The sequence below is a fragment of the Rathayibacter sp. KR2-224 genome (assembly GCF_049446075.1).
In the GTDB taxonomy this organism is placed as follows: Bacteria; Actinomycetota; Actinomycetes; order Actinomycetales; family Microbacteriaceae; genus Humibacter.
The window spans coordinates 211418-232307 of sequence record NZ_JBMSEB010000002.1; the positions used below are offsets into that span (position 1 = coordinate 211418).

Genomic DNA, 20890 nt, shown 5'->3' on the forward strand with positions numbered 1-20890 from the left:
CGAGCGCCGCCGGACGGCGGAGAAGCATCGTGCTCACGCGAGCGAGACCCACGCCTGGGCCTTGCCGAGCACCGTCTGACCGGCAACGGTGGCCACGATGTCGATTCGCACGCGTGCGTTGTCGGCGTCGATGACGGCTGCCTTCGCCGTGACGGACAGCGTGGCGCCGTCGTTGGGATCGACGACCACCGGACGCGTGAACCGCACCTGGTAGTCGACGATGCGGGCGGGATCGCCAGCCCAGTCGACGACGGGCTGCACCGCGATGCCCATGGTCAACATGCCGTGCGCGAGCACGCCGGGCAGGCCGACGAACTCGGCCACGTCGTCGCGGTAGTGGATGGGGTTGAAGTCGCCGGATGCCCCTGCATAGCGAACGAGGGAGTCGCGCGTGACGAGGAATTCCGCCTGCGCCACCTCGTCGCCCACGGTCAAGGTGCTGAGGTCGGGCGCCGGCCCCTGTATGTACGCCATCACTCGTCTCCTCGCACCACGAGAGTGGACGTCGCCGTCACGACGTGATCGCCACCGGCGTCGGTGATGCGGGTCTCGGCGGTCACCATTGCGTTGCCGCCGAGCGTCTTCACCGCGGTGACGGTGAGCTGCGCGGTCAGCTCATCGCCGGCCACGATCGGGCGCGAATACTCGAACCGCTGGTCGCCGTGCACGACTCGCGAGAAGTCGATGCCGGCATCCGTATCGGCCAGCAGCTGTGCGAGGGTCTGCTCCTGCACCACGACGGGGAACGTCGGTGGGGCCACCACGTCGGCGTGTCCGGCAGCCCTCGCCGCCTCGGGGTCGAGGTTGACGGGATTCGTCGCGAACACGGCCCGAGCGAACTCTCTGACCTTCTCCCTCCCGACCAGGTAAGGGGCAGTCGGAGGGTAGCTGCGACCTTGGATCGCGGGGTTCACTGACACGCACTTCATTGTACGGATGCCTCGCCCACCCCTCTCCGGACGTCGCCCCCGCACGGCACTCGCCGCCGACCCACCGCCCACCCACCGCCGACCCACCGCGCACCCGCCGCGCACCCACCGCGGAAAATCGGAGATTCGAGAGAGGGGTCGGCGCGTCGCGCCCAGCGCGCGGCGTGTCGCCGCGGATCTCCTACGCAGCGCGGCTCGACATCCGCAGGCTGGTGCCCGTGGTGTCGGCCGTGACACAAGAAAGGACCCCAGGCGCGATGCCTGGGGTCCTTCGCAGTCTGTTAGTGCCGATTGCCTACTGGCAGCTGTCGCACTGCAGAAGGTCCATCGGGTCGACGGGCACTGCATAGCCGCCGACGCTGTCGTTTTCGTAGTCCATGATGACCTCCCCTGAAGTTCCGATTCCGGGCTGTAGGCCCGGCCGCTTGGTGTTTCCCCCCGCGGTGTTCACCCACTATATAACGTGAATCACACGATTGTCATTCCACTAGATGTTGTGTTTTGGGATTTTTCTTGCCTGCCTATGTCGAAGCTAGCCGAAGCCCCCGACATACCGCGGATCCCGGGCGCAGACTCACCGTCGAACGGTCCTCGAGCCCGCCCTGTAGGGCGTGTCGCACCGGCGTGTCGAAGCGACCGGTGCCGTTACGACCGATCCAGCTCAGGCCTCATGGCTCGCCGGTCGGTTGCCTTCAAGCCCGTCCACGGGGCTCGTCCTGTCCCCCGTTTTCGGTACACGATCAGCCGATCTGCTGCGCCTGAACCCCTATCGGATGCCGCGGGGCCGGGGTTACCCTTGGCCTCAGCTTCACTTTGGGGGACACGATGGAGCATGCCGAGGCGCGATCGCCTGGGCGACTGCTGCGCCTGCTGCTGTGCGGGCTGGGCGTCGCCGGCGGTCTCGTGCTGCTCGGGCTCGCGTTCGGCTCCCTCTCGGCCTCCGCAGACGAGCCCACTACGCCGCCGGCGCCTGCGGCATCGACCGCGTCATCCGGGTCCGGACTCATGGGCTCCGTCGGCGCACTCGTCGGCAGCGTGACCACCCCTGTCTCCGGGGCGGTCGGCACTGTGACCTCGACCGTCTCCGCTGTCGTCAGCCCGGTCGCTCACGCGTTGCCCGCACCGGTTCAGCAGGCGGTCGCACCCGTCACGGATGCCGTCGCCTCCACCGTCCAGTCCGTCTCGGTCACTCAAGCGGTCGCCCCCGTCACCGGTGCCGTCGACCAGGTCGTGAGCGGCCTGCCCCTCGTCGGACCATCACTGACTTCTGCGCTCGGCCCGGTATCGGATGCCACCGCTCCCGCGACGGGAGCCGTGGACGGCGCACTCAACGGCATCGGAGCCGTCGCAGGCTCGGTCTTCGGGCCGCCTGCGCCGCCCGTTGGGGGCGGCAGCACCCCGCCGACAACCGCCGAAGGCACCACCGCTCCATGGCTGGCGATCGAGAGCGATTCGCTTGCAGTGGCTGCCGTGACCTCCGGGAACGGCTCGGGGCAGGCATCCCTCTTCGGGGCAGCACAGGCTTCCGACGCCGCAGGTTCAGGACTCGGCGACGGCAAACCGGGCCCGTCGCACGACGGACCCGCTCCGAACCCGCCGCCAGGCGGCGTCTCGAGCGGTTCCGATTCACGCGCCGGCGGGTCCGGCGGCGGCACCGCTCTGATCACAGCACTCGACTTCACCGCACCGGATGCCTTCGGCGGCCTCGGCGCGGGCCTCGCCACAGACGATCGACTTCCCTCGACGCCTACCTACGACACCGACTCCACCCCCGACTGAGTCAGGCCTCTTCGCTCTGCTTCGGCACGGCGTCCAAGTGATGTCGCGCTGCCCAGGACGAAAACGGGTCTCAAGTCTCCCGATTCTGCGCGCCTTCGTTGCGCCACGGGAGCGAATCAACTCATTCGGGGAGTTACATCATGAACAAAATCGTGTCGAGAGGGCTGTGGTTCACAGTCATCCTCGGCGGCCTATCACTGGCGGGAATCGGTGCAGCCAACGCGGCCGAGCCCACCACGAGCGGAAACGACGGAGCAGCCTCCGGCGACGTGCTCGGCATCAATCTCAGCGCTCCGATCTCACTGGTCGGCAACGCGATCGGCGGTCTCGGCGACGCGACCACGAGCGGTGCTTCCACGAGCACGCCGACGACGTCGACCTCGACGTCTCCGGCGACGTCAGCACCTGTGGCAAGCACCTCAGGCAATAACGGCATCGCCTCGGGCGACGCGGTGGGCGCAACGGTAAGCGTGCCTGTCACGGTGTCGGGGAACGCAGTCAGCGTGGCCGGAGGCTCCACCAGTACCGGCGGAGCAACGACCGCACCTGCTCCGACGAGCGCTGGCTCGGCGAGCACGGGGCAGCCGGCCACCACGAGCGGCGACAGCAGTGTGCTCGGTGGTCTGGTGGCACCGGTCAGCGTGAGCGCACCGATCACCGTGAGCGGCAACGGCATCAGCGTGCTGGGCGACTCCACTTCCAGCAACGCAGGCACGTCGACGAGCACGACAGCACCAGCTGCCGCCGGCAGCCAGCCGTCCACCTCGGGCGACAACAGCCTTCTCGGCGGCCTCCTGCTGCCGGTGGGGGCGAGCGCGCCGATCACGGTCAGTGGAAACTCGATCAGCGCGGTCGGCGACTCGACGACGGCTGATCCCGCCACACAGGCGAGCGGCTCCGGTCAGGCACCGTCCGGAGGCACAACCTCTGGTGACAACGGGGCGCTGAGCGGCTTGCTTGCGGATGCGGGCGTGAACGCTCCGATCACAGTGAGCGGCAACTCCATCAGCGGCGTCGGCAACGGGGGCACGACAGGTGCGACCACGACGAACGGCACGAGCTCCGGCTCAGCCACACCGTCCGGCGGCACCACCTCGGGCGATAACGCAGTGCTCGGCGGAGCACTGGCCACGGTCGGAGCAAACGCTCCGGTCACCGCATCGGGCAACGCGGTCAGCGTGATCGGCGATTCCACCACCACGCATCCGGCCACGAGCGTCAGCGGCGCGGGCCAGGCGGCTCCGGCCGGCGGCAGCACCTCAGGTGACAACGGGGTGCTCGGCGGCCTGCTTGCACCCATCGGTGCCAGCGCGCCGGTGACCGCGAGCGGCAACTCCGTCAGCGGTATCGGCGACGCCACAACCACGGGCGCGACGACAACGAACGGCTCGGGCTCCGGCTCGGCCGCTCCGGCCGGCGGCAGCACCTCAGGTGACAACGGGGCGCTCGGGGGTCTGCTAGCACCCATCGGTGCCAGCGCACCGGTCACGGTGACAGGAGATGCGGTGAGCGTGCTCGGCGATGCAACCTCAACCGGCGCGACCACCACGACAGCGGGTGGCGGAGGCACCGCAGGCACCACCACGGGTGGCGGCCTGCTTGGCGGAATCCTGACGCCGATCGGCGTCGACGTTCCGGTCACGGTGGGCTGCAACGCAGTGAGCGTGCTCGGCGACTCGGGCACCTCTGGATGCGCGACCGCCATCACGCCAGGCACGCCAGGCAACCCCGGCACGCCGGGAACACCGGGAACGCCTGGAACGCCGGGAACTCCCGGCAACCCGGGCACCCCTGGCGGCATCGTGCCCGCCGCCTCGATTCACGCCACGGCAGCCAAGGTGGCAGCAGGTGTGAGCGGCAGCGGCGGTGCGCTCGCCGACACGGGATCGGACACGCTCGGTGCGATGGGGGCCGCGGTACTCGCGCTGCTCGTGGGCCTGGGCGCGCTGGTACTCGTTCGCAGGCGAGGTCTGGTGGGCTGACCGATCAGCTGAATCTCCAGAGACGACGGATGCCGGCGCCCGGTCAGCAGACCGGGACCGGCATCCGCCGTCGCGCCCGGATCACACCGGCGTCACGACTGGGTCACACCAGCGTCACGACTGGCTCACACCAGCGTCACGACCGGTCACACCAGCGTCACGACCGGTCACACAAAGGTCACGCCTGGATCACGGCCAGAACGTTGCCGGCTGGATCCCGGAACCACGCGATATCCGGACCCCATTCCGGGTTCTCCGGGCGGGCAATTCCCTTCTCGTCGGTCGGGAAGTCAGCATCGGAGTAGATCTTGGTCTGCACTCCCGCCGCGTTCAGCTCGTCGACGGCAGCATCGATGTCGTCGACGACGAAGTTGAGAATCGTGAAGGCGGCGGGCGTGTGGTTGGGCTTGCCGTAGACGAAGACCTCGGCGCCACTCGGCAGCGTGAGATGGATGCCCATACCGCCTTCGTTTTCGACCTCGAGTCCGAGCGTGGTTCCGTAGAACTCTCGCGCGGCATCCAGATCGTCAACGCTGAATCCGCTGAACGAATCGATGGCAGTGAACATCGCTTCCCCTTTCCGCCTCGCCCGGGGAGGCCGCGCACCGTTGCCCGCGACTCTCGCTGTCGCACCCCGCCAAGCACAATGCCCGATGGGCCGGAGATCCGGCTCACCGGGCAATAGATGGGGCAAGCGGGCGAGTGATCGAATGGGCCGCATGCTCACCGCCCCCACGGGAGCAATGAACGACCCAAGAGAAGCTTCGCCCTCGGCAGTGAACAGTGTCAAGCAATCGTGAACGAGTCGCGGGCCTGATCGCACCCCCTTTTCGGGGTATCCGCGAACGGCTTTCCTTGATTCTGGAACGCTTCGGGATGCCGTCGTAGCCTGGAAGCGTCGGCGGATCGGGTCACAGCTGGTCGAAGGAGATGGTGACCGTGCACGCATCGGTGGGCGAACGCATCGTCATTCGCGGAACAACCGTCGAGACACCTGACAGACACGGTGAGATCGTCGAAGTGCGAGGCGAGAACGGAGCACCGCCCTACGTCGTGCGATTCGACGACGGACGGGAGACGCTCGTGTTCCCCGGAACGGACGCGACGGTGGAGCATCCCGGGGACCTGTAACCCACCGATGGTTGAGTAGCGACGCCGCACGCGCATCCCCACCGTGGGTTGAGTAGCGACGCCGCAGGCGACGCGTATCGAAACCAGTGTCGGGGTTTCGATACGCGCGCTGCGCGTGCTACTCAACCCACGGTGACGCGCGCCGCGTGCTACTCAACGCGCGCTGGCTTCTCAGCGCAGGTCGAGCCAGCGCACCTGCTCGTCGCTGAGTGTCACGTCGAGCCCGGCCATCGAAGTGCGAGTCTCTTCGACACTTCGCGGTCCGAACAGCGGGAACGTCGGGAACGACTGCGCCAGCACGTAGGCAAGCGCGATGGCCGTCGGCGCGACGCCGAGCTCGTCCGCCAGCTTGCGGGCCCGCGCGAGGCGCTCGAAGTTGTCGTCGCTGTAGTAGCAGCGCACGAGTTCCGCGTCGGACGTGTCCGCACGGTCGGCACGTGCGAAGAAGCCGCGAGCCTGCGATGACCATGGCAGCAGGGTCGTCCCTGTGCGCTCGAGCCACTCCTTGTCTTCGACATCGGTGACGTGGCGGCATCCCGCCCACGGAACGTCGAGCGCGTGCGCCAGGCCGAAGTGGTCGCTGAGCGCCGAGAAACGCTGCTTGCCGTTGGCATCCGCGTACGCGAGCGCCTGCTCGTACCGCTCGACGGACCAGTTGGAACCACCGAACGCACGTACGCGCCCCCCGCGCGCCAGTTCGTCGAGCACGTCGACGAACTCCCCGACCGGGATCTGCTCGTTGTCGCGGTGCATGAGGTAGAGGTCGACGTGGTCGGTCTGCAGGCGATCCAGCGACTCGTCGAGCTGGCGAACGATCGACTCCGGGTCGCAATGCGGCGTGTGGGCCCCCTTGCCGATGACGACGACCTCGTCACGGATGCCGCGGTTGGCGATCCACTGCCCGAGCACAGACTCCATCACGCCGCCGCCGTAGATGTAGGCGGTGTCGAACGCGTTGCCGCCACGCTCGACGAAATCGTCGAACATCACCGAGGCATGTCCGAGCGTCGTCTGGTTGTCCACACCCATGACCAGGCGCGACACGTCCTTGTCGAGCCCCGGGATGCGGCCATACCGCATCGTCGCGTCGGAGCGACGTCGTGGCGCACTGCCGCTCGCCGGTGGGATGTTCGCGGTCGCCGCTTCGAACGGGTACTGCAGGCCGATCGCGGCCCGCCACTGGTCGAGCGTGCGGGCGTTGCCCAGCGTGTCCGCCCAACTCATGTTGGGGCTCTGGCCCGCCGAGGCGAACTCTGCCACGGCATCCGCCTGCAGCGCGTATTGATACGCCGGCTCGATGCGGATGCTCTGCCGACCTGCAGGACCGTCGGCATCGGTCGTGAAGACCTCGATGACGCTCGGCTCGGTCGGGCTGGGCAACCACGGCTGCCCGACGACGATGCGCCCCTTCGACCCGGTCACGACGACCCGGTTGTCGTCTTCCAGTCGCACTCCTGACGTGACGTGGGCGGTGATGCCCGACCCGAAGACGAGCGACGCGCTGGCCCACTCGTCCACGCCTGTCGCACCGATGGTGCCCTTCGCGGTGAGCGAGACCGGGTCGGCGAACCGCTGCCCGACCGCCGCGCCGGCGACGAGCCGCGCAACCGACACCGGGTACCCCCCGACGTCGAGGATGCCGCCACCGGCCAGTTCCGGATTCAGCAACCGGTGCTCGGCAGGAAGGTCGGCATGGAACGCGAACGAAGCGTCGATGTGCTGCACCTCCCCGATGGCGCCCTCGGCGACCAGCTCGGCCAGCCGCACTGCCTGCGGGTGGAAGCGGTACATGAACGCCTCGGCCAGGTACCTGCCGTTACGACGAGCGGCCTCGACGACCGCCATGGCACCCGCGTGGTCGACCGAGAGCGGCTTCTCGCACACGACGTGCTTGCCGGCATCCAGCGCCTGGATCGCAAGGCGCACATGCTGCGTGTGCACGGTGGAGATGTAGACGGCGTCGACGTCGGGATCGGCGAAGAGCGCCTCGTACGAATCGTGCACGCGGATGGCGCCCGGCTCGCGCTCGAACTCCGCGGCGAAGGCGTATCCACGCTCGGGGTTGCGGCTGGCCAGGGCGACGAGCTCGCCCGTGCTGCTGTGCGGCAGCTGCTCAGCGAATCGGTGGGCGATACCACCCGGGCCGGCGATTCCCCATCGCACGTGCTGCAGACCCTCGGCCATGGCTTTCCTCCGTCGTTGGTGGTTGGCGGCCGTAACGGATGTCCGCATGCGACCGGATGTCTGTGGTGCGCGTTCTCGCCGCCATAGCGGAACCGTGAACGTTCACGGCTTGCGACATTACCAGTACCATTCCGAGCATGGCAACCCTCGGGCGCGGCAGCGGCAGACCCGCGACGATCAACGACGTCGCAGCCGCTGCCGGAGTCTCGCGCCAGACGGTGACACGAGCACTGAACGATCTGCCCGATGTCAGCCCAGCCACCAAGCAGCGCGTACAGGATGCCGCTGCCGCCCTTCGGTACCGGCCCAACCGGGCTGCGCAGCGGCTGGTGCGCGGTGGCGACGTCACCATCGGATTCGTCGTCTCAGACCTGCGCAACCCGTACTACCCGGAGCTCGCAGCGGAGCTGACGCGCCGGGCTGCCGAGCAGGGCTGGGGCGTCGTGATGACCGATCTGGGCGGGCCGCGCGGCACCGAACGCGTGCAGGCGATGGTCGACAGAGTGGACGCCGTCGTCGGCCACCTCGGCAGCGAGCATCGAGAGCTGGTCACCTCGCGCGTGCCGACCGTGCTGCTCACCGACGACCCCGTCGACACGGGAGCCAGCGTGCGATTCGACTACGGCGAGGGTATGCACGAGGCGGTCGCCCATCTCGTGGCGGCCGGACGACGTCGCATAGCGATGATCGACGCGGACCACGCCGAATCGCTCCGCAGCAGACTGCTGACGGAGGCCCTCGAACGGCGCGGCCTGACGCTCGCCGGCGCAGTGCCGGTGCCCACCACGCACGAGGGTGGGATCGCAGCAGCCGCAAGCCTGATGGCCGCCTCGCCCGACACCGACGCCGTCGTGTGCTTCAACGACGTGCTCGCGGTCGGTGCATTGAAGGGGTTCGCGCGGGCGGGCATCCGCGTTCCGCAGGATGTCGCCGTGATCGGTGTGGACGGCCTCGACATCGGCACGCTCGTCACTCCCGAGCTGACGACCCTCGCGGTCGACATGCAGGCCGTAGCCAGGCACGCGATCGACCTCGTGGGCGCACTGCTTCGTGGCGAGAGAGGGGACGCCCTGCACCGCAGCGTGGCTCACACGCTCGTGGTGCGTGAGTCCGCCTGAGGGCCGGCGCCGACGTCCGAACCGACGCGGCCCGTGCGCAGCGCGTGGGCGACGTCCGGCCGGCCGTTCGCGCGTGCCAGCGCGATGGCCGCGTCGTAGTCGTAGTCGATCGCTCGTTCGTCGACGACCCATCCGGATGCTCGCCGCTCCACGATCGTGTACCTCGCGTGGGGCGAACCGGCCTGCACCCGATGCGGCGCGGGTGCGTCGTCCTCGTATGCCGGCCACCCGACGCTGCCGGGGTTGACCACGCGAGCGCCCTCGGGGAGGACGCGTGTGCGCTGCAGGTGGGTGTGCCCGCAGACGTAGAGGTCGTAGTCTGCGAACGCTTCGCCGAGCCCTTCGACGATCTCGGCATCGGACGCCTCCCTCAGCCCGTCCGGGGCTTCGGGGTCGACGGTCTCGAGCAGGTAGCGCAGGTCGTCGTCAGGCGAGCCGTGGAATGCGAGCGCCCCAGGGGCGATCTCGCGACACATCGGCAGCGCGAGGAGCCACTCCCGGTCGTCTGCGCCCAGCACGTCGTACGCCAGGCGATCGGATGGGCCCATGCGCTCCCGTGGCAGCGTGAGCAGCTGGCGTTCGTGATTGCCGCGCACGGTCAGGATGTCCGGCCGCGAGCGCAGCGTATCCAACGTTCCACGGGGGTCGACTCCGCCCGAGGCGACGTCACCGAGGTTCACGATGTGCTTCGACGCCATCTGTGGCGATGGCGTCGAGCACCGCGAGCAACGCGGGAGTGTTGCCGTGGACATCCAACGCGATGCGGTGCATCCGGCAAGGCTAGAACCTCGGCGGTATGTACGCCCTACTGCACCGACCAGCCGCCGTCGGACGGCAGTACAGCACCGTTGATGTTCACGCTGTCGTCGCTGAGCAGGAACGTGATGGAGGCGGCGAGCTGCTCGGCCGTTGCGACGGTGGGGATCGCTGCCTGGAACGGCTGGAGGCGGGCCGAGCCTGCCTGCGAGACATTCGGCGGGAAGGGGATGCCCGTCGCCACGCCGCCCGGAGCGACGGCGTTGACCCTGATCCCCTGCGGCCCGTACATGAAGGCGGCACTGCGGGTGAGTCCGATCACACCGTGTTTCGACACGGTGTACGCGTTGCCGGATGCGTTGCCCCGAAGGCCCGCCTCTGAGGCGATGTTCACGACGGCTCCGGTTCCGGCGGCGATCATGGCAGGAAGCACGGCGCGTGTCAGCTTGAAGGCGCCAGTCAGGTTGATGCCGATCACGCGGTCCCATGTGGCATCCGAGGTCTCGTGCAGCGGCGAGAAGTCGTCGTTGATGCCGGCCACATTCGCGAGCGCGTCGATGCGGTCACCTGCGGCTGCGACGATGGCATCGATGTCGTCCTGCTTGGTGATGTCGCCGACGATGGTCGCCACCTGGGCGTCGGGCAGCGAATCGGCGAACTCCTGCAATCGTGCCTCAGACACGTCGACGGCGATGACGCGGCCGCCCTCACGAGCCACCCGGGAGGCGGTGGCGCGCCCGATGCCCGAGGCAGCGCCCGTGACGATGACCGTCTTGCCGGCGAACCGTCCCTGCGTGATCACCTCATGCCAACCGGCCGTCTCGGTCTCTTCGGGTATCACTCCCCCGTTGACCTTGCGCACGAGATCGTCCACCACGGACTGCGGCAACTGGCCCTGGCTGAGCGCGACGAGCTGCTGCAGCGGCAGACCCTTGATAGGCGCCAGCGTGGACTCGTCCGCACCGCTGGCGGACAGCAGGCCGCGAACCAGTTCGCCGCCCTCCGCATCGTCGAGCCACTCGCCGATCGAGCTGTTCGCGGTGAGGGGTTTGCGTTCTTCCGACATTTCTCTCCTTGGTCGATCCTGTTCCGTCACGGCACGGCCGCGGCAGTCTTCTGTGCGGCTGGCTTGTCGTCAGCCGACACCCCGTGCAGCGGGTGGCTGCGCTCCAGGGCGGCCCCCTCGACGTCGACGTCGGGCAGCACGCGGTCAAGCCACCGTGGCAGCCACCACGCCGACCTGCCGAACAGGTGCATGAGGCTGGGCACGAGCAGCATCCTCACCACGAAGGCGTCGAACAGCACTCCGAACGCAAGACCGAAGCCCAGGGGACGCACCATCGCGAGCTCGGAGAACACGAATCCGCCGAACACCGAGATCATGATGATGGCCGCGGCCGTCACCACCGCACGACCTGCGCGCAGGCCGGACACAACCGCTTCGCGCGCCGAGAGTCCATGCACGTACGCCTCCCTCATGCCGGAGACCAGGAACAACTGATAGTCCATCGCGAGCCCGAACAGCACGCCCATGACGATGATGGGGGCGAAGCTGAGCACGGGCCCGGGATCGTGCACGCCGAAGACCGCCCCGAGCCATCCCCACTGGTAGACGGCCGTCATCCCGCCGAACGCCGCGAAGAGCGTGAGCACGTACCCGCCAGTGGCGATCAGGGGCACGAGCAGTGAGCGGAACACGATGATCATGATGATCAGCGAGAGTCCGATCACGACGGCCAGGTACAGGGGCAGCACCCCTGCCAGCTTGTCGGACACGTCGATGTTCGCACTCGCCTGGCCCGCAACGCCGAGCGTGACGCCGCCGGAAAGCTCGGCGTGATCGCGTAGGTCGTGCACGAGCGTCTCGGTGGATGCGCTGCTGGGGCCGCCCTTGGGAACCACCTCGAACGCGAAGAAGTCGCGGGCATCCGAGGTTCCGACGGGCGCGACGGCGACGACGTCGCTGCGCGACATCAACTCTGTGGTGATCCTGGCCTGTTCGATCGTGACCTCGTCCTTGTCCACTCCGTTCGGGAGGGTGGCAGTCACGATGAGCGGACCGTTCTGGCCAGCGCCGAACTGCTGCGCGACGGCCTTGTACGCCTTGTACTGCGTCGAACTCGTCGACTCAGAGGAACCGTCGGGCAGTCCAAGACGCATGGAGAGCGCGGGGATCGCGATGATCAGGAGGCCGATGACGGAGGCGACGACAGTGATCACGGCGCGGCTCGTGCGCATCGGGCGCACCACGCGCGCCTGGTGGTCCTCGTGCCCGATGCGCTCGCGCGCCTTCCGGCCGAGTACACGCAGCTTCAGCAGGCCGAGCAGGGCAGGCGTGAGCGTCACCGCGACCAGCACGCCGACGAGCACGCACGCGGCACCGACCGTTCCCATGACGCTGAGGAATTGGATGCCGCTCACGTTGAGCGCCAGCAGGGCGACGAGCACCGTTGCCCCGGCGAACACGACGGCGTTGCCCGCCGTGCCGTTGGCTAGACCTATCGACTCCCGCACGTTCATGCCGGCAAGAATCTGCCGCCTATGCCGATTGAGGATGAACAGCGAGTAGTCGATTCCGACAGCGAGCCCGAGCATCAACCCGAGCACGGGCGTCACCGACGACATGTCGACGACCCGGGAGAACGCCATGGAACCGGCCACGCCGACGCCGACGCCGATCAGCGACGAGATCAACGGCATCACGGCGGGCCGAATGGCCCGCATCATCACGATCAACGTGATGAGCGCGATGATGACGCCGGTGATCTCGCCGGGGCCGATGACCCCATCGATCGAGTTGGCGATCTCTGACGAGTAGTTGATGCTGACGCCCTCGATGTGCGCGGCATCCAGCTTGTCGGCCACCGCCTTCTTCACCTCGGTGGGCAGGGCGAACAGGCTGTCGTGGAACTGAACGGCGCCGACTGCGGTCGTGCCGTCGTCGGAGACCGTCTTGATGCCAGCGGATGCCTTGAGCAGCGTCTGCCCGGCATCCAACTGCTTCTCGGACGCCGTGAGCCGGCTTTGACCCGCGTCGAGCTGTGCCTGCTGCGCTTCGAACTGGGCGGATGCCTTGTCGTACACCCCTGCCGACTTGGCCTGAGCGATCGCCGCATCGAGTTGCTGCCTGCCGGCATCCAGTTGCGCCTGCGCTTGATCCAGCTGCGAGCGCGCGTCGGCCAGCTTGGTCTGCTGATCCTGGCGCTGCTGCTGCGTCTGGAACGGATCGATGGTGCTGTCGACGCCCTTCACGTCGGTGACCGACTTCAGCAGCGCCGTGATCTGCGCCCGCTGGCTCGCATCGAGCGCGCCCTTCGTGGACTGAAACACCACGGTTCCAGTGGCGCCGCCGCTCTGGTGGAGGTGCTCTTTGAGCTGGTCAGTCACCTTCGAGGTCGCGGTGCCGGGAAGCGTGAAGCTCGTCGCGAGCGTGCCGCCGAAAGCGAGGAACGCTCCCCCGGCCAGTGCCAGCATGACCAGCCAGCCGACCACGACGGTCCACGGCCGTCGCGCCGAGAAGAGTCCAAGGCGGTTGAGCAGGTTGGCCACGACGAGCCCTTTCGATTCGGGTAGAGGGAGCGCGCGACGATGCGATGACCTAACGGTATTCGACAGATGTTGGACATCCGTCAAATGTTGGAGAACTCCCAGGCAATCGCAGACTTCGTGACAGAATCACGGATCATGGATGCCCGCATCGCACGCACACGCGCCAGCCTGCAAGACGCCCTGCTGCAGCTGGCGCGCGAGCGGAGCCTGGACGAGATCACCGTTGCCGACATCGCGGACAGGGCAGGCGTGAATCGCAGCAGCTTCTACCAGCACTACTCAGACAAGGACGTACTGCTGGCAGACGCCCTCGATTCGGCCGTGAAAGACACCGAGGAGCGGCTCGCCCAGCTGAGCGGACCAGTGTCCGGGCCACCCGAGGGACTACTCGTGTACCTGGAGCACATCCAGCAGAACGCTGCGCTCTATTCCAGGCTCCTCGGCGAGCGAGGCTCGGCGCTCGTGATCGCCCGCATGCGAGATCGGATCGAACGCGTAGCCGTCGAGGGAATCAGCAGAGGGAACATGCACGCCTTCGACGGCGTCCCGGTCGACGTCGTCGCCGCCGGCATCACCGGGTCGGCGCTCGGGGTAGTACGCGCCTGGCTGGAGCGCGACCCACGGCCGCCCGCCGAAGTCGCGGCCGACTGGCTGTGGCAGGTGCTGCTCGGTCCAGGCGAGGCCTGGACGACCGACGGCGGACCGGCCGAAAGCTGAGACGCGCGCCCAGCCTCGCGGCGAGCTCGAGTCCGCGCCCTGTTCGCAGCTACGCCTGAGGGTCAGGCGCGGGATGCTCGCCACCGGCCCGTCCTGATTCACGGCGCCACAGCGACGATGGCCACCAAATCGCACGCCCGATGTCATACGAAACGGCGGGAACGAGCAGCGACCGAACGACAAGCGTGTCGACAAGCACCCCGAACGCCACGATGAACGCGATCTGCACAAGGAACAGGATCGGGATCACGCCGAGAGCCGCGAACGTCGTGGCCAACACGAGCCCTGCAGAGGTGATGACGCCGCCGGTCACGGCGAGCCCGCGCAGAATTCCTTCCCTCGTGCCGTGCAGCGCAGACTCTTCGCGCACCCGGGTCATGAGAAAGATGTTGTAGTCGATGCCGAGCGCCACAAGGAAGACGAAACCGTAGAGCGGCACCGCTGGATCCGCGCCCGGGTATCCGAAAAAGCCGTCGAACACGAACGCGGACACCCCGAGGGAAGCCGCGAACGACACCACGACGGACAGCACGAGCAGAATCGGCGCCAAGACCGCCCGCAGCAGAAGCATCAGCACCACGAGGATCACCGCGAGCACGATCGGAATGATCGTGTTGCGGTCGTGGATGGAAGCGTCGTTCGAGTCGATGGCCACCGCAGTCACTCCCCCGACCTTGATGTCGGGGTCGAGCCGCGAGAGATCCGTTCGCAACGCTCGTACCGTCGTCTCAGCGGCATCCGAGTCGGCCGGCCGCTCGAGCGTCGCCTGAAGCAGTACGTCACCGTGCACGACGGTGGCTGTGGGGACCGGAGTGCCCGGCGGCCCTATCGGCTGAACCCCCCGCTTGGTCACCTGTGCCGTTCCGTCGGGGGCTCCCTTGGCCACGATCCCGACGGAGGACACACCGGAGTGTTCGAGCAGCAGGTCCGCCATGTGCCGCATCTGAGACTGCGGGCCCATCACGAGAGCTGGGCTCCCAGAGCCGCCGGGGAAGTGCTGAGCGAGAACCTTCTGGCCGTCTCGCGCGTCCGAATGCCCGAGGATCAGATCGCTCTGCGGCACACCTTCAGCCCTGAGTTGCACGATGCCCGTTGACCCGAGCAGCAGGGCGGCGGTGCAGAGGATCCAGATGACGCGTGGCGCGCGGCTGATCCACCGGGCGGCTGCCGCCCACAGTCCACTCGCTCGAGGTCCGACCACCTGCGGATGCTCCGACCCCAGGTTCGGTCGAACCGGCCAGAACGCCGCCCTTCCGATCAGAAGTAGAAGCGACGGCAGCAGCGTCATCGCTGCGAGGAACGCGAAGGCGATGCCGATGGCCGCGACCGGGCCGAGCGCCTTGTTCGAGTTCAGGTCGCTGAAAAGAAGGCAGAGCAGCGCCACGATGACCGTCGCGGCCGATGCGACTATCGGCCCGAACGCACCCTTGATGGCCGCCCACGTCGCCGTCCATCTGCTCCGCTCGTCACGCAAAGCCTCCCGATAGCGCGAGACGTAGAGGAGCGAGTAGTCCGTTGCCGCCCCGATCACGAGAATGAACAGGATGCCTTGCACCTGACCGTTCAGCTGTACGACTCCCCACTTGGCGAGCCACCAGACCACGAGCAACGCGGCGCACAGACCGAAAATCGACGTGGCGAGCACGAGAATCGGCAGGAGCGGCGAGCGGTAGACGATGACCAGGATCACGAACACGGCAGCGAGCGCGACACCGAGAAGAATGCCGTCGATTCCGGCGAACGCGGCCACCAGGTCGGCAGTGAAGCCGGCGGGTCCGGTGACGTAGGAATAAACACCGTGTGGAGCACGAGAGTCCAAATGACCGCGAAGCCCTGCCACGTGCGAGGCCAGTTCGGAGTCGTCGGCGAAGGGTACGAAGACCTCTGCGGCCTTGCCATCCCTCGACACGACCGGTGGCGAGACGCGGGAGAGGACCCCAGGCAGGCCAGCGATGTTCATGGCGTCATTCCCGATCGACGCCAAGTCGCTCTTGGTCAGTTCTGAGGAGCGCTGGTACACGACGATGGCCGGAACGGAGGTCTCGCCACTGAACTTCGGCAGGAGGTCGGCCACCCTCGTGGCATCAGCACTCGCCGGAAGATAGCTTGCCTGGTCGTTGCTGGACACCTCCGAGACCCGTCCGAAGAACGGACCGCCCACTCCGGCGAGCGCCAGCCACACCACGATGAGCAGTACGGGCAAGACGGCTCTCAGCCAGGGTCTCATCGGCATATTGTTGCCGACAAGGTAGGGGCGACGAAACGGCTGGACTCGTGCGACCGCGTGGACTACAGAGCCTGGCGGAGCGCTTCTCCCGGGGTCGGCGCAGACGGGATGTACGTGCAGCCCTCATAGAGCGGCCAGACCGCCCACGCGCCTGCATCATTGCGATACAGGTACCCGAGCACCGTCTCGTTGCGGAGGATGTTCCAGGGCTCGCCGTCTTCGGACTGCACGAGCGTGAATGGTGTGTTGTTGACCACAACGACCTGCGAGCCGGGCTGTGGCTGGAAGTTCTCAAGCATCGTGCTCGAATCCTAGGGCTTCGCGGGTCGTTGCCCGAACCGCCGGCCGCCTTGAGCGAGGTGGCCAGCCCGAAGGACGTGCCCTGTCGAAGGACGCCGTCAATCGAACCCCGTCGCTCTCAGCGACCACGACGGCTCGAGATCGGCCGTGCGCATTCTGAGATCGGCCAGCGCGACGGCATCCTCCACCTCGGTCTCGCTCGTGGTGACCGTCGACGTCCAGATGGGACTGTCGGCGCTCAGCACGAGACGGGCACGCTGGCGAGACCCGTCGTGGTCGACGAACGGGATCTCAGTGGTGTCGAGGCGGTGCAGTCTGGCCAAGCTCATCCAGTACGCCAGAACGGCGTCGGCGAGCGCCGAACCGGTGACCAGCGAAGTACCTGCGATGTTGATTCGCTTCATGATTCCCCAGACGAAGGATTGTGGTGCCACCGGGGTCCAGGGCGACGTGACCATCAACGGTAAATCTCATAGCAATCGCGACGTACCCCTTTACAACTCGGGTTTCGGGTTCTACAGGTCGAGCTCGCGTCCCACTATCCGCCGGGCGACGTCGTCGAGACGCAGTCGGTTGCTCCGTGCGTACGAGCGGATGAGCTGGAACGCCTGGTCGACGGGGATGCGCCGCTTGTACGAGACGACTCCCTTGGCCTGCTCGATCAGCACTCGACTGTCCAGGGCGTGCTGCAGCTGCTCTCTGATGACCTGGCTATCGTGAGCTTCACGGCGCTGCAGGATGCTGATCGTCGCGACATCCGCCATCGCCTGAGCGGCCACTTGGTCGAGGTGAGGGGGCATGCCTTCGCGGTCGGAGAACAGGTTGAGGGAGCCGATGGTCAGACGGCGCAGCCGAAGCGGCACGCAGTAGACGGAGAGGATGCCTTCCTTCGAGGCCATTGCCCCGAACCGCGACCAACGCGGCTCTATCTCGTCGACCGCGGGAATGAGCACGGGGCGCCCGGTGCGGAAGCACTCAGCGCATGGGCCGCCATCGCCGTCCAACTGCAGCATTTCGATGAGCCTGACGCGCTCGTCCGTGGCAGCCACCACGTCGAGTCGCCCGGCTTCGTCCTCGAGCAGGATGCCGGCCTGGCTCGCGTCCAGAACCTCCTGGCAGCGTTCGACCAGCGTCTGCAGCAGGTCGATCACGTCGTAGCCCGAGACGAGGTTGTCGGCCAGCATGGCGAACGACTCCAGCAGCGCGGCATCCCTCGTCTCTTCGTTCATGCGGCTCATGATGAACCTCCACCTGCCAGGTCCCCGGAGGCTGCAGAGCCTTGGGCCGAGAAGTCGAGCCGGAACGCGAGGATGTCCTCGGCGATGTCCTGCACCGACCGCCCGGTGGCGTAAGCGTGAGCACGGATGACGAGCGCGGCATCCTCTGCGCTCACGCCCAGCTGTGCGATCACAGCCCCGGTCGCCTGGTGGAACTGCTGACGCGAGTATCGCGGCACTGCGGCTTCTGCCGGCTCGCTCAGGGAGAGCAGCACCCGCCGGAGCACGAGGCGGGCGGTTGTCTCGGCGAGGCCGATCGCCTCCGCGAGCTCCCCGTCGGCGAGCACGCCCGGCGCCTTGCGATAGAGGTCGACGGCTCCGATGTGCAACGGGCCGAGGGTCAACGGAAAGGCGTACATGGCCCGCACCGGAGTCGATTGGATGGCCTCGACGAAGGCCGGCCAACTGCCCTTCGGGGAGTCGCGGATGTCTTCCTCGATGACGGGCTGCTGACTGCTTACGGCATCCCAGCAGGGGCCCTCGCCCAGATCGAACTGGAGTTCGTCGAGCTTCGCCGCGTGTCCGTCAGTAGCGCAGACAGTCTCAGGGGCGACGAGATTGCCCAACGTCGAGACGGCGACTCCCGAGATCCTCAGACGTCGAGTGAAGGGGCCGCACAACGTATCGTCGCGCTCATCCATGCCTGCCGACACCATGCGTCTGCCTCCCGTTGTGACACTGGGTTCGCATAACACAACGTAGCGTGCGAGCCGGTGATGGGAGCGTCAACCCCTGGTACGGGCGCCCAGACTCCAAGGCTGCGCTCAGCATCGACAGCGGCCTTGTGTCAACGCCTGTGCCGTGCTCGCCACGGCTCGTAGCGTGGTCTGGAGTTCGAACGACATTCCATGGAACGACATTCCACGGCCTGAGGAGAAGACACGATGACCGATTCCGATCAGCGGCGCGGCGACGCCGAGCACCTGCCAGATGGCTCCGCGTCCGAGAGCACGCACGAAGACACGGCATCCGGCGGCGTTCAGCCGGATGACAGCGATCAGGATGCCGACGACAGCAGGGCGCGCGACGTCGCCGTTGGTCCGGACGAGACGGGTCCGGGCGACAACGTCTGAGACCGGGTGCCTGCGGTACGGGTTCTAGCGCCTGGAGCTGGCGGCGCCGACGATGAAGCCGATCACGGCGGAGACGGCGGCCACCATAACAAGCGTGCGGAACGGGTGTTCCTTCACCATGCCCGCTGCGGCCTCGGTCACCTCGCCTGCGGACTCGCTTGCTTGACGCACGCCGCTCGAAACATTCTGTTGCACGTCGCCGATCACGCCATGCACGGCGCGGGTGGCGGAGTCGACAGCGCGTGACGCCGATCCGGACGCCTCGCCCACTCGGCCGGAGACGGCGTCCGCAGCTGCGTCCACGGCGGCATGGGCGCCCTCGGTCGCCGACTTCACGCCCCCGCGTGCGGCACCGGTCGCGCTGTCTACGCCGTGCTGAGCACTCTGCGAAGCCGCATCGACGCCGTCTTGCGCTCCCTTCGCTGCGGTGTTGACGGCATCCTGCGCCTTGTCGTCGTTCATATCAGCCATGTCTCTCGTCCTCTACGTCTCGGTTCTGCACTTCGGCTTACAGGAACTTCGCGGCTTTCTCCGCTTCTTTCATCGCCCGTTTGCGCGCCTTTTTCACGCGCGGATCATTCCACAGCGCATCGATGCCCGCCTGGATCTCGCGGTACCTGCCGCGTCCGGCCTTCGCCCCATACGTGTATGCGATCAACGCGACGATGCTGATGCAGACCACTGTGAAGAACTTGCGCATGCGATTCCCCTTTTCTCTCGCATCTCCTCTGTGCTTCGCATCTAGCCTCAGTGATCTCGTTGCATTCGTCCAGGGACTTGACTGCTTCAGGACGACATGCCATCTCGCATGCGCATCCCTAGGGCAGTCGGTCAGCGAAACGACACTCTGGTGCGACGAAGCGTCATCGCGAAGGCGGCCAGCGCGGCGATGCCGAGGACGACACGCACGTTGCGACGGCGAGCGCCATGCCAACCGCCCGTCGCGTCGTCGCGCTCGGTCGCGACGAACAGGGTGCCCGACGAGCGCGGAGCCCCCGACCTGCCGAACTGGCCCCAGACCGTCTGGAACGCCATCATTCCTTCGGTCAGGCGCGGAGTGACCCGGTGAAGGAGCACCAACGCGCGTCCGAACATGCCGACGACGCGCTCCTGCTTTCGCGGATGCCGGATGGCTTCGACTATGCGACGCGCCACTGCTTCGGGTGGGTACACCGGCGGGAGTGCGACCAGCTCCCGGTCGACATGGTTTCCCGCATGTCCGAAGAAGGGGGTGTCGATGGTGGGCGGCACGATCCTGACGACGTGCAGCTTTCGTCCGTCCAACGCGAGTTCGGATCGCATCGAGGCACCCAAGGCGAGCACGGCGGCCTTCGACATGTCGTACGGGGCCGTGTAAGGCTGCGGCACCTTCCCGACGATGGATGCCACGTTCACGATCACGGCAGCCCGGTCGCCCATCGCATTCGCAGCGGCCCGGCAGCCGTTGACGTAGCCCATCACGTTCACGTCGAGCACTCTGCACACCTCTTCGATGGGCAGATCGGTCAGGCGACCGTAGCTGGCGACAGCTGCAGCGTTGACCCAGGCATCGAGCCGGCCGAACGTCGCGACGGTCTCGTTCGCCACCTCCAACATCGCCTCGTGGTCCGTGACGTCTGCCGCGTGCGTCTGGGCTTGAGTCCCCATGCTGCGGCACTCGCTCGCGACCTCTTCGAGGGCCGTGCGGCTTCTGGCGACGAGCACGAGCCGCGCTCCCCTCGCGGCGAGCATCCGAGCGGTCGTACGGCCTATCCCGCTGGACGCTCCTGTGATGACGACGATATCCGAGGTGGACATCCGGCAAGTCAACGAGCCGGGGGTGCGAGGCAGCAGGGGTTGACACGTCCGGGAGCGCCCCGCGAGGCGGC

General features: G+C 67.3%; 21 protein-coding genes. 6 read left to right on the forward strand and 15 right to left on the reverse strand.

Features of this window, described 5'->3' with window-relative positions; translation table 11 throughout:
- Positions 1-33: 33 nt before the first annotated feature.
- Both ACO2Q7_RS13305 and ACO2Q7_RS13310 read right to left on the reverse strand, forming a co-directional pair.
- Positions 34-474, reverse strand: a complete 441-nt coding sequence (locus tag ACO2Q7_RS13305; RefSeq protein ID WP_423356186.1) for a MaoC family dehydratase — start codon at positions 472-474, stop codon at positions 34-36.
- Complete coding sequence (locus tag ACO2Q7_RS13310) at positions 474-920, reverse strand: FAS1-like dehydratase domain-containing protein (protein WP_423356187.1); 447 nt, start codon at positions 918-920, stop codon at positions 474-476. The genes ACO2Q7_RS13305 and ACO2Q7_RS13310 overlap by 1 nt, the downstream gene beginning before the upstream one ends.
- Positions 921-1754: 834 nt before the next feature.
- Here ACO2Q7_RS13310 and ACO2Q7_RS13315 point away from each other — a divergent pair.
- Both ACO2Q7_RS13315 and ACO2Q7_RS13320 read left to right on the forward strand, forming a co-directional pair.
- Entirely contained in the window at positions 1755-2708 is a 954-nt protein-coding gene (locus ACO2Q7_RS13315) for a hypothetical protein (RefSeq protein WP_423356188.1), read from the forward strand.
- A gap of 140 nt (positions 2709-2848) precedes the next feature.
- Complete coding sequence (locus ACO2Q7_RS13320) at positions 2849-4690, forward strand: beta strand repeat-containing protein (RefSeq protein WP_423356189.1); 1842 nt, start codon at positions 2849-2851, stop codon at positions 4688-4690.
- 178 nt (positions 4691-4868) lie between these two features.
- Here ACO2Q7_RS13320 and ACO2Q7_RS13325 read toward each other — a convergent pair whose 3' ends face one another.
- Positions 4869-5258, reverse strand: coding sequence for a VOC family protein (locus ACO2Q7_RS13325; RefSeq protein WP_423356190.1), 390 nt, complete (start codon positions 5256-5258; stop codon positions 4869-4871).
- A 365-nt stretch (positions 5259-5623) separates the two neighbouring features.
- On the opposite strand from ACO2Q7_RS13325, the gene ACO2Q7_RS13330 reads away from it, so the two are divergent.
- Positions 5624-5821 carry a DUF1918 domain-containing protein gene (locus ACO2Q7_RS13330; RefSeq protein ID WP_423356191.1) on the forward strand — a complete coding sequence of 66 codons (198 nt, stop codon included), beginning with the start codon at positions 5624-5626 and terminating at the stop codon, positions 5819-5821.
- A gap of 171 nt (positions 5822-5992) precedes the next feature.
- Here the strand turns inward: ACO2Q7_RS13330 and ACO2Q7_RS13335 are convergent, their stop codons facing one another.
- A complete protein-coding gene (locus tag ACO2Q7_RS13335; RefSeq protein ID WP_423356192.1) occupies positions 5993-8005 on the reverse strand; it encodes an aldo/keto reductase in 2013 nt (670 codons plus the stop codon).
- Positions 8006-8142: 137 nt separating this feature from the next.
- Here ACO2Q7_RS13335 and ACO2Q7_RS13340 point away from each other — a divergent pair, with 137 nt between their 5' ends.
- Positions 8143-9123: a LacI family DNA-binding transcriptional regulator gene (locus tag ACO2Q7_RS13340; protein ID WP_423356193.1), complete on the forward strand. Its 981-nt coding sequence runs from the start codon at positions 8143-8145 to the stop codon at positions 9121-9123.
- Here the strand turns inward: ACO2Q7_RS13340 and ACO2Q7_RS13345 are convergent.
- The 3 genes from ACO2Q7_RS13345 to ACO2Q7_RS13355 all read right to left on the reverse strand — a co-directional run bounded on the left by ACO2Q7_RS13345 (position 9093) and on the right by ACO2Q7_RS13355 (position 13428).
- Positions 9093-9821 (reverse strand): metallophosphoesterase family protein, encoded by a 729-nt coding sequence (locus ACO2Q7_RS13345; protein WP_423356194.1) that lies wholly within the window; start codon positions 9819-9821, stop codon positions 9093-9095. The genes ACO2Q7_RS13340 and ACO2Q7_RS13345 overlap by 31 nt on opposite strands.
- Positions 9822-9928: 107 nt before the next feature.
- Positions 9929-10945: an SDR family NAD(P)-dependent oxidoreductase gene (locus ACO2Q7_RS13350; protein WP_423356195.1), complete on the reverse strand. Its 1017-nt coding sequence runs from the start codon at positions 10943-10945 to the stop codon at positions 9929-9931.
- A gap of 26 nt (positions 10946-10971) precedes the next feature.
- Positions 10972-13428 carry an MMPL family transporter gene (locus ACO2Q7_RS13355; RefSeq protein WP_423356196.1) on the reverse strand — a complete coding sequence of 819 codons (2457 nt, stop codon included), beginning with the start codon at positions 13426-13428 and terminating at the stop codon, positions 10972-10974.
- Positions 13429-13545: 117 nt separating this feature from the next.
- Between ACO2Q7_RS13355 and ACO2Q7_RS13360 the strand changes: the two genes are divergently transcribed.
- On the forward strand, positions 13546-14145 hold the full coding sequence (locus tag ACO2Q7_RS13360) for a TetR/AcrR family transcriptional regulator (protein WP_423356197.1): 600 nt from the start codon (positions 13546-13548) through the stop codon (positions 14143-14145).
- Between the two features lie 49 nt (positions 14146-14194).
- Here ACO2Q7_RS13360 and ACO2Q7_RS13365 read toward each other — a convergent pair whose 3' ends face one another.
- The 5 genes from ACO2Q7_RS13365 to ACO2Q7_RS13385 form a co-directional block, all read right to left on the reverse strand.
- Positions 14195-16372 carry an MMPL family transporter gene (locus ACO2Q7_RS13365; protein WP_423356198.1) on the reverse strand — a complete coding sequence of 726 codons (2178 nt, stop codon included), beginning with the start codon at positions 16370-16372 and terminating at the stop codon, positions 14195-14197.
- A gap of 62 nt (positions 16373-16434) precedes the next feature.
- On the reverse strand, positions 16435-16671 hold the full coding sequence (locus tag ACO2Q7_RS13370) for a hypothetical protein (RefSeq protein ID WP_423356199.1): 237 nt from the start codon (positions 16669-16671) through the stop codon (positions 16435-16437).
- A 99-nt stretch (positions 16672-16770) separates the two neighbouring features.
- Positions 16771-17076 carry a hypothetical protein gene (locus ACO2Q7_RS13375; protein ID WP_423356200.1) on the reverse strand — a complete coding sequence of 102 codons (306 nt, stop codon included), beginning with the start codon at positions 17074-17076 and terminating at the stop codon, positions 16771-16773.
- A 111-nt stretch (positions 17077-17187) separates the two neighbouring features.
- Positions 17188-17910: a GAF and ANTAR domain-containing protein gene (locus ACO2Q7_RS13380; protein WP_423356201.1), complete on the reverse strand. Its 723-nt coding sequence runs from the start codon at positions 17908-17910 to the stop codon at positions 17188-17190.
- The gene (locus ACO2Q7_RS13385; RefSeq protein WP_423356202.1) at positions 17907-18590 is read right to left on the reverse strand and encodes a GAF and ANTAR domain-containing protein; all 684 of its coding nucleotides are present in this window, start codon (positions 18588-18590) and stop codon (positions 17907-17909) included. The genes ACO2Q7_RS13380 and ACO2Q7_RS13385 overlap by 4 nt, the downstream gene beginning before the upstream one ends.
- 243 nt (positions 18591-18833) lie before the next feature.
- Between ACO2Q7_RS13385 and ACO2Q7_RS13390 the strand changes: the two genes are divergently transcribed.
- Positions 18834-19022 carry a hypothetical protein gene (locus ACO2Q7_RS13390; protein ID WP_423356203.1) on the forward strand — a complete coding sequence of 63 codons (189 nt, stop codon included), beginning with the start codon at positions 18834-18836 and terminating at the stop codon, positions 19020-19022.
- Between the two features lie 24 nt (positions 19023-19046).
- Here ACO2Q7_RS13390 and ACO2Q7_RS13395 read toward each other — a convergent pair whose 3' ends face one another.
- The 3 genes from ACO2Q7_RS13395 to ACO2Q7_RS13405 form a co-directional block, all read right to left on the reverse strand.
- A complete protein-coding gene (locus ACO2Q7_RS13395) occupies positions 19047-19493 on the reverse strand; it encodes a hypothetical protein (protein ID WP_423356204.1) in 447 nt (148 codons plus the stop codon).
- A 37-nt stretch (positions 19494-19530) separates the two neighbouring features.
- Positions 19531-19722, reverse strand: coding sequence for a hypothetical protein (locus ACO2Q7_RS13400; protein WP_423356205.1), 192 nt, complete (start codon positions 19720-19722; stop codon positions 19531-19533).
- Between the two features lie 131 nt (positions 19723-19853).
- Positions 19854-20819, reverse strand: coding sequence for an SDR family NAD(P)-dependent oxidoreductase (locus ACO2Q7_RS13405; protein ID WP_423356206.1), 966 nt, complete (start codon positions 20817-20819; stop codon positions 19854-19856).
- Between the last annotated feature and the right edge of the window lie 71 nt (positions 20820-20890).

Excerpts from the sequence above, each read along its gene's own strand:
- ACO2Q7_RS13305 (WP_423356186.1), bottom strand. The coding sequence starts at position 474 with ATGGCGTACATACAGGGGCCGGCGCCCGACCTCAGCACCTTGACCGTG.
- ACO2Q7_RS13315 (WP_423356188.1), top strand. The coding sequence starts at position 1,755 with ATGGAGCATGCCGAGGCGCGATCGCCTGGGCGACTGCTGCGCCTGCTG.
- ACO2Q7_RS13320 (WP_423356189.1), top strand. The coding sequence starts at position 2,849 with ATGAACAAAATCGTGTCGAGAGGGCTGTGGTTCACAGTCATCCTCGGC.
- ACO2Q7_RS13325 (WP_423356190.1), bottom strand. The coding sequence starts at position 5,258 with ATGTTCACTGCCATCGATTCGTTCAGCGGATTCAGCGTTGACGATCTG.
- ACO2Q7_RS13335 (WP_423356192.1), bottom strand. The coding sequence starts at position 8,005 with ATGGCCGAGGGTCTGCAGCACGTGCGATGGGGAATCGCCGGCCCGGGT.
- ACO2Q7_RS13340 (WP_423356193.1), top strand. The coding sequence starts at position 8,143 with ATGGCAACCCTCGGGCGCGGCAGCGGCAGACCCGCGACGATCAACGAC.
- ACO2Q7_RS13345 (WP_423356194.1), bottom strand. The coding sequence starts at position 9,821 with ATGGCGTCGAAGCACATCGTGAACCTCGGTGACGTCGCCTCGGGCGGA.
- ACO2Q7_RS13350 (WP_423356195.1), bottom strand. The coding sequence starts at position 10,945 with ATGTCGGAAGAACGCAAACCCCTCACCGCGAACAGCTCGATCGGCGAG.
- ACO2Q7_RS13365 (WP_423356198.1), bottom strand. The coding sequence starts at position 16,372 with ATGAGACCCTGGCTGAGAGCCGTCTTGCCCGTACTGCTCATCGTGGTG.
- ACO2Q7_RS13370 (WP_423356199.1), bottom strand. The coding sequence starts at position 16,671 with ATGCTTGAGAACTTCCAGCCACAGCCCGGCTCGCAGGTCGTTGTGGTC.
- ACO2Q7_RS13375 (WP_423356200.1), bottom strand. The coding sequence starts at position 17,076 with ATGAAGCGAATCAACATCGCAGGTACTTCGCTGGTCACCGGTTCGGCG.
- ACO2Q7_RS13380 (WP_423356201.1), bottom strand. The coding sequence starts at position 17,910 with ATGAGCCGCATGAACGAAGAGACGAGGGATGCCGCGCTGCTGGAGTCG.
- ACO2Q7_RS13385 (WP_423356202.1), bottom strand. The coding sequence starts at position 18,590 with ATGGATGAGCGCGACGATACGTTGTGCGGCCCCTTCACTCGACGTCTG.
- ACO2Q7_RS13390 (WP_423356203.1), top strand. The coding sequence starts at position 18,834 with ATGACCGATTCCGATCAGCGGCGCGGCGACGCCGAGCACCTGCCAGAT.
- ACO2Q7_RS13395 (WP_423356204.1), bottom strand. The coding sequence starts at position 19,493 with ATGGCTGATATGAACGACGACAAGGCGCAGGATGCCGTCAACACCGCA.
- ACO2Q7_RS13400 (WP_423356205.1), bottom strand. The coding sequence starts at position 19,722 with ATGCGCAAGTTCTTCACAGTGGTCTGCATCAGCATCGTCGCGTTGATC.
- ACO2Q7_RS13405 (WP_423356206.1), bottom strand. The coding sequence starts at position 20,819 with ATGTCCACCTCGGATATCGTCGTCATCACAGGAGCGTCCAGCGGGATA.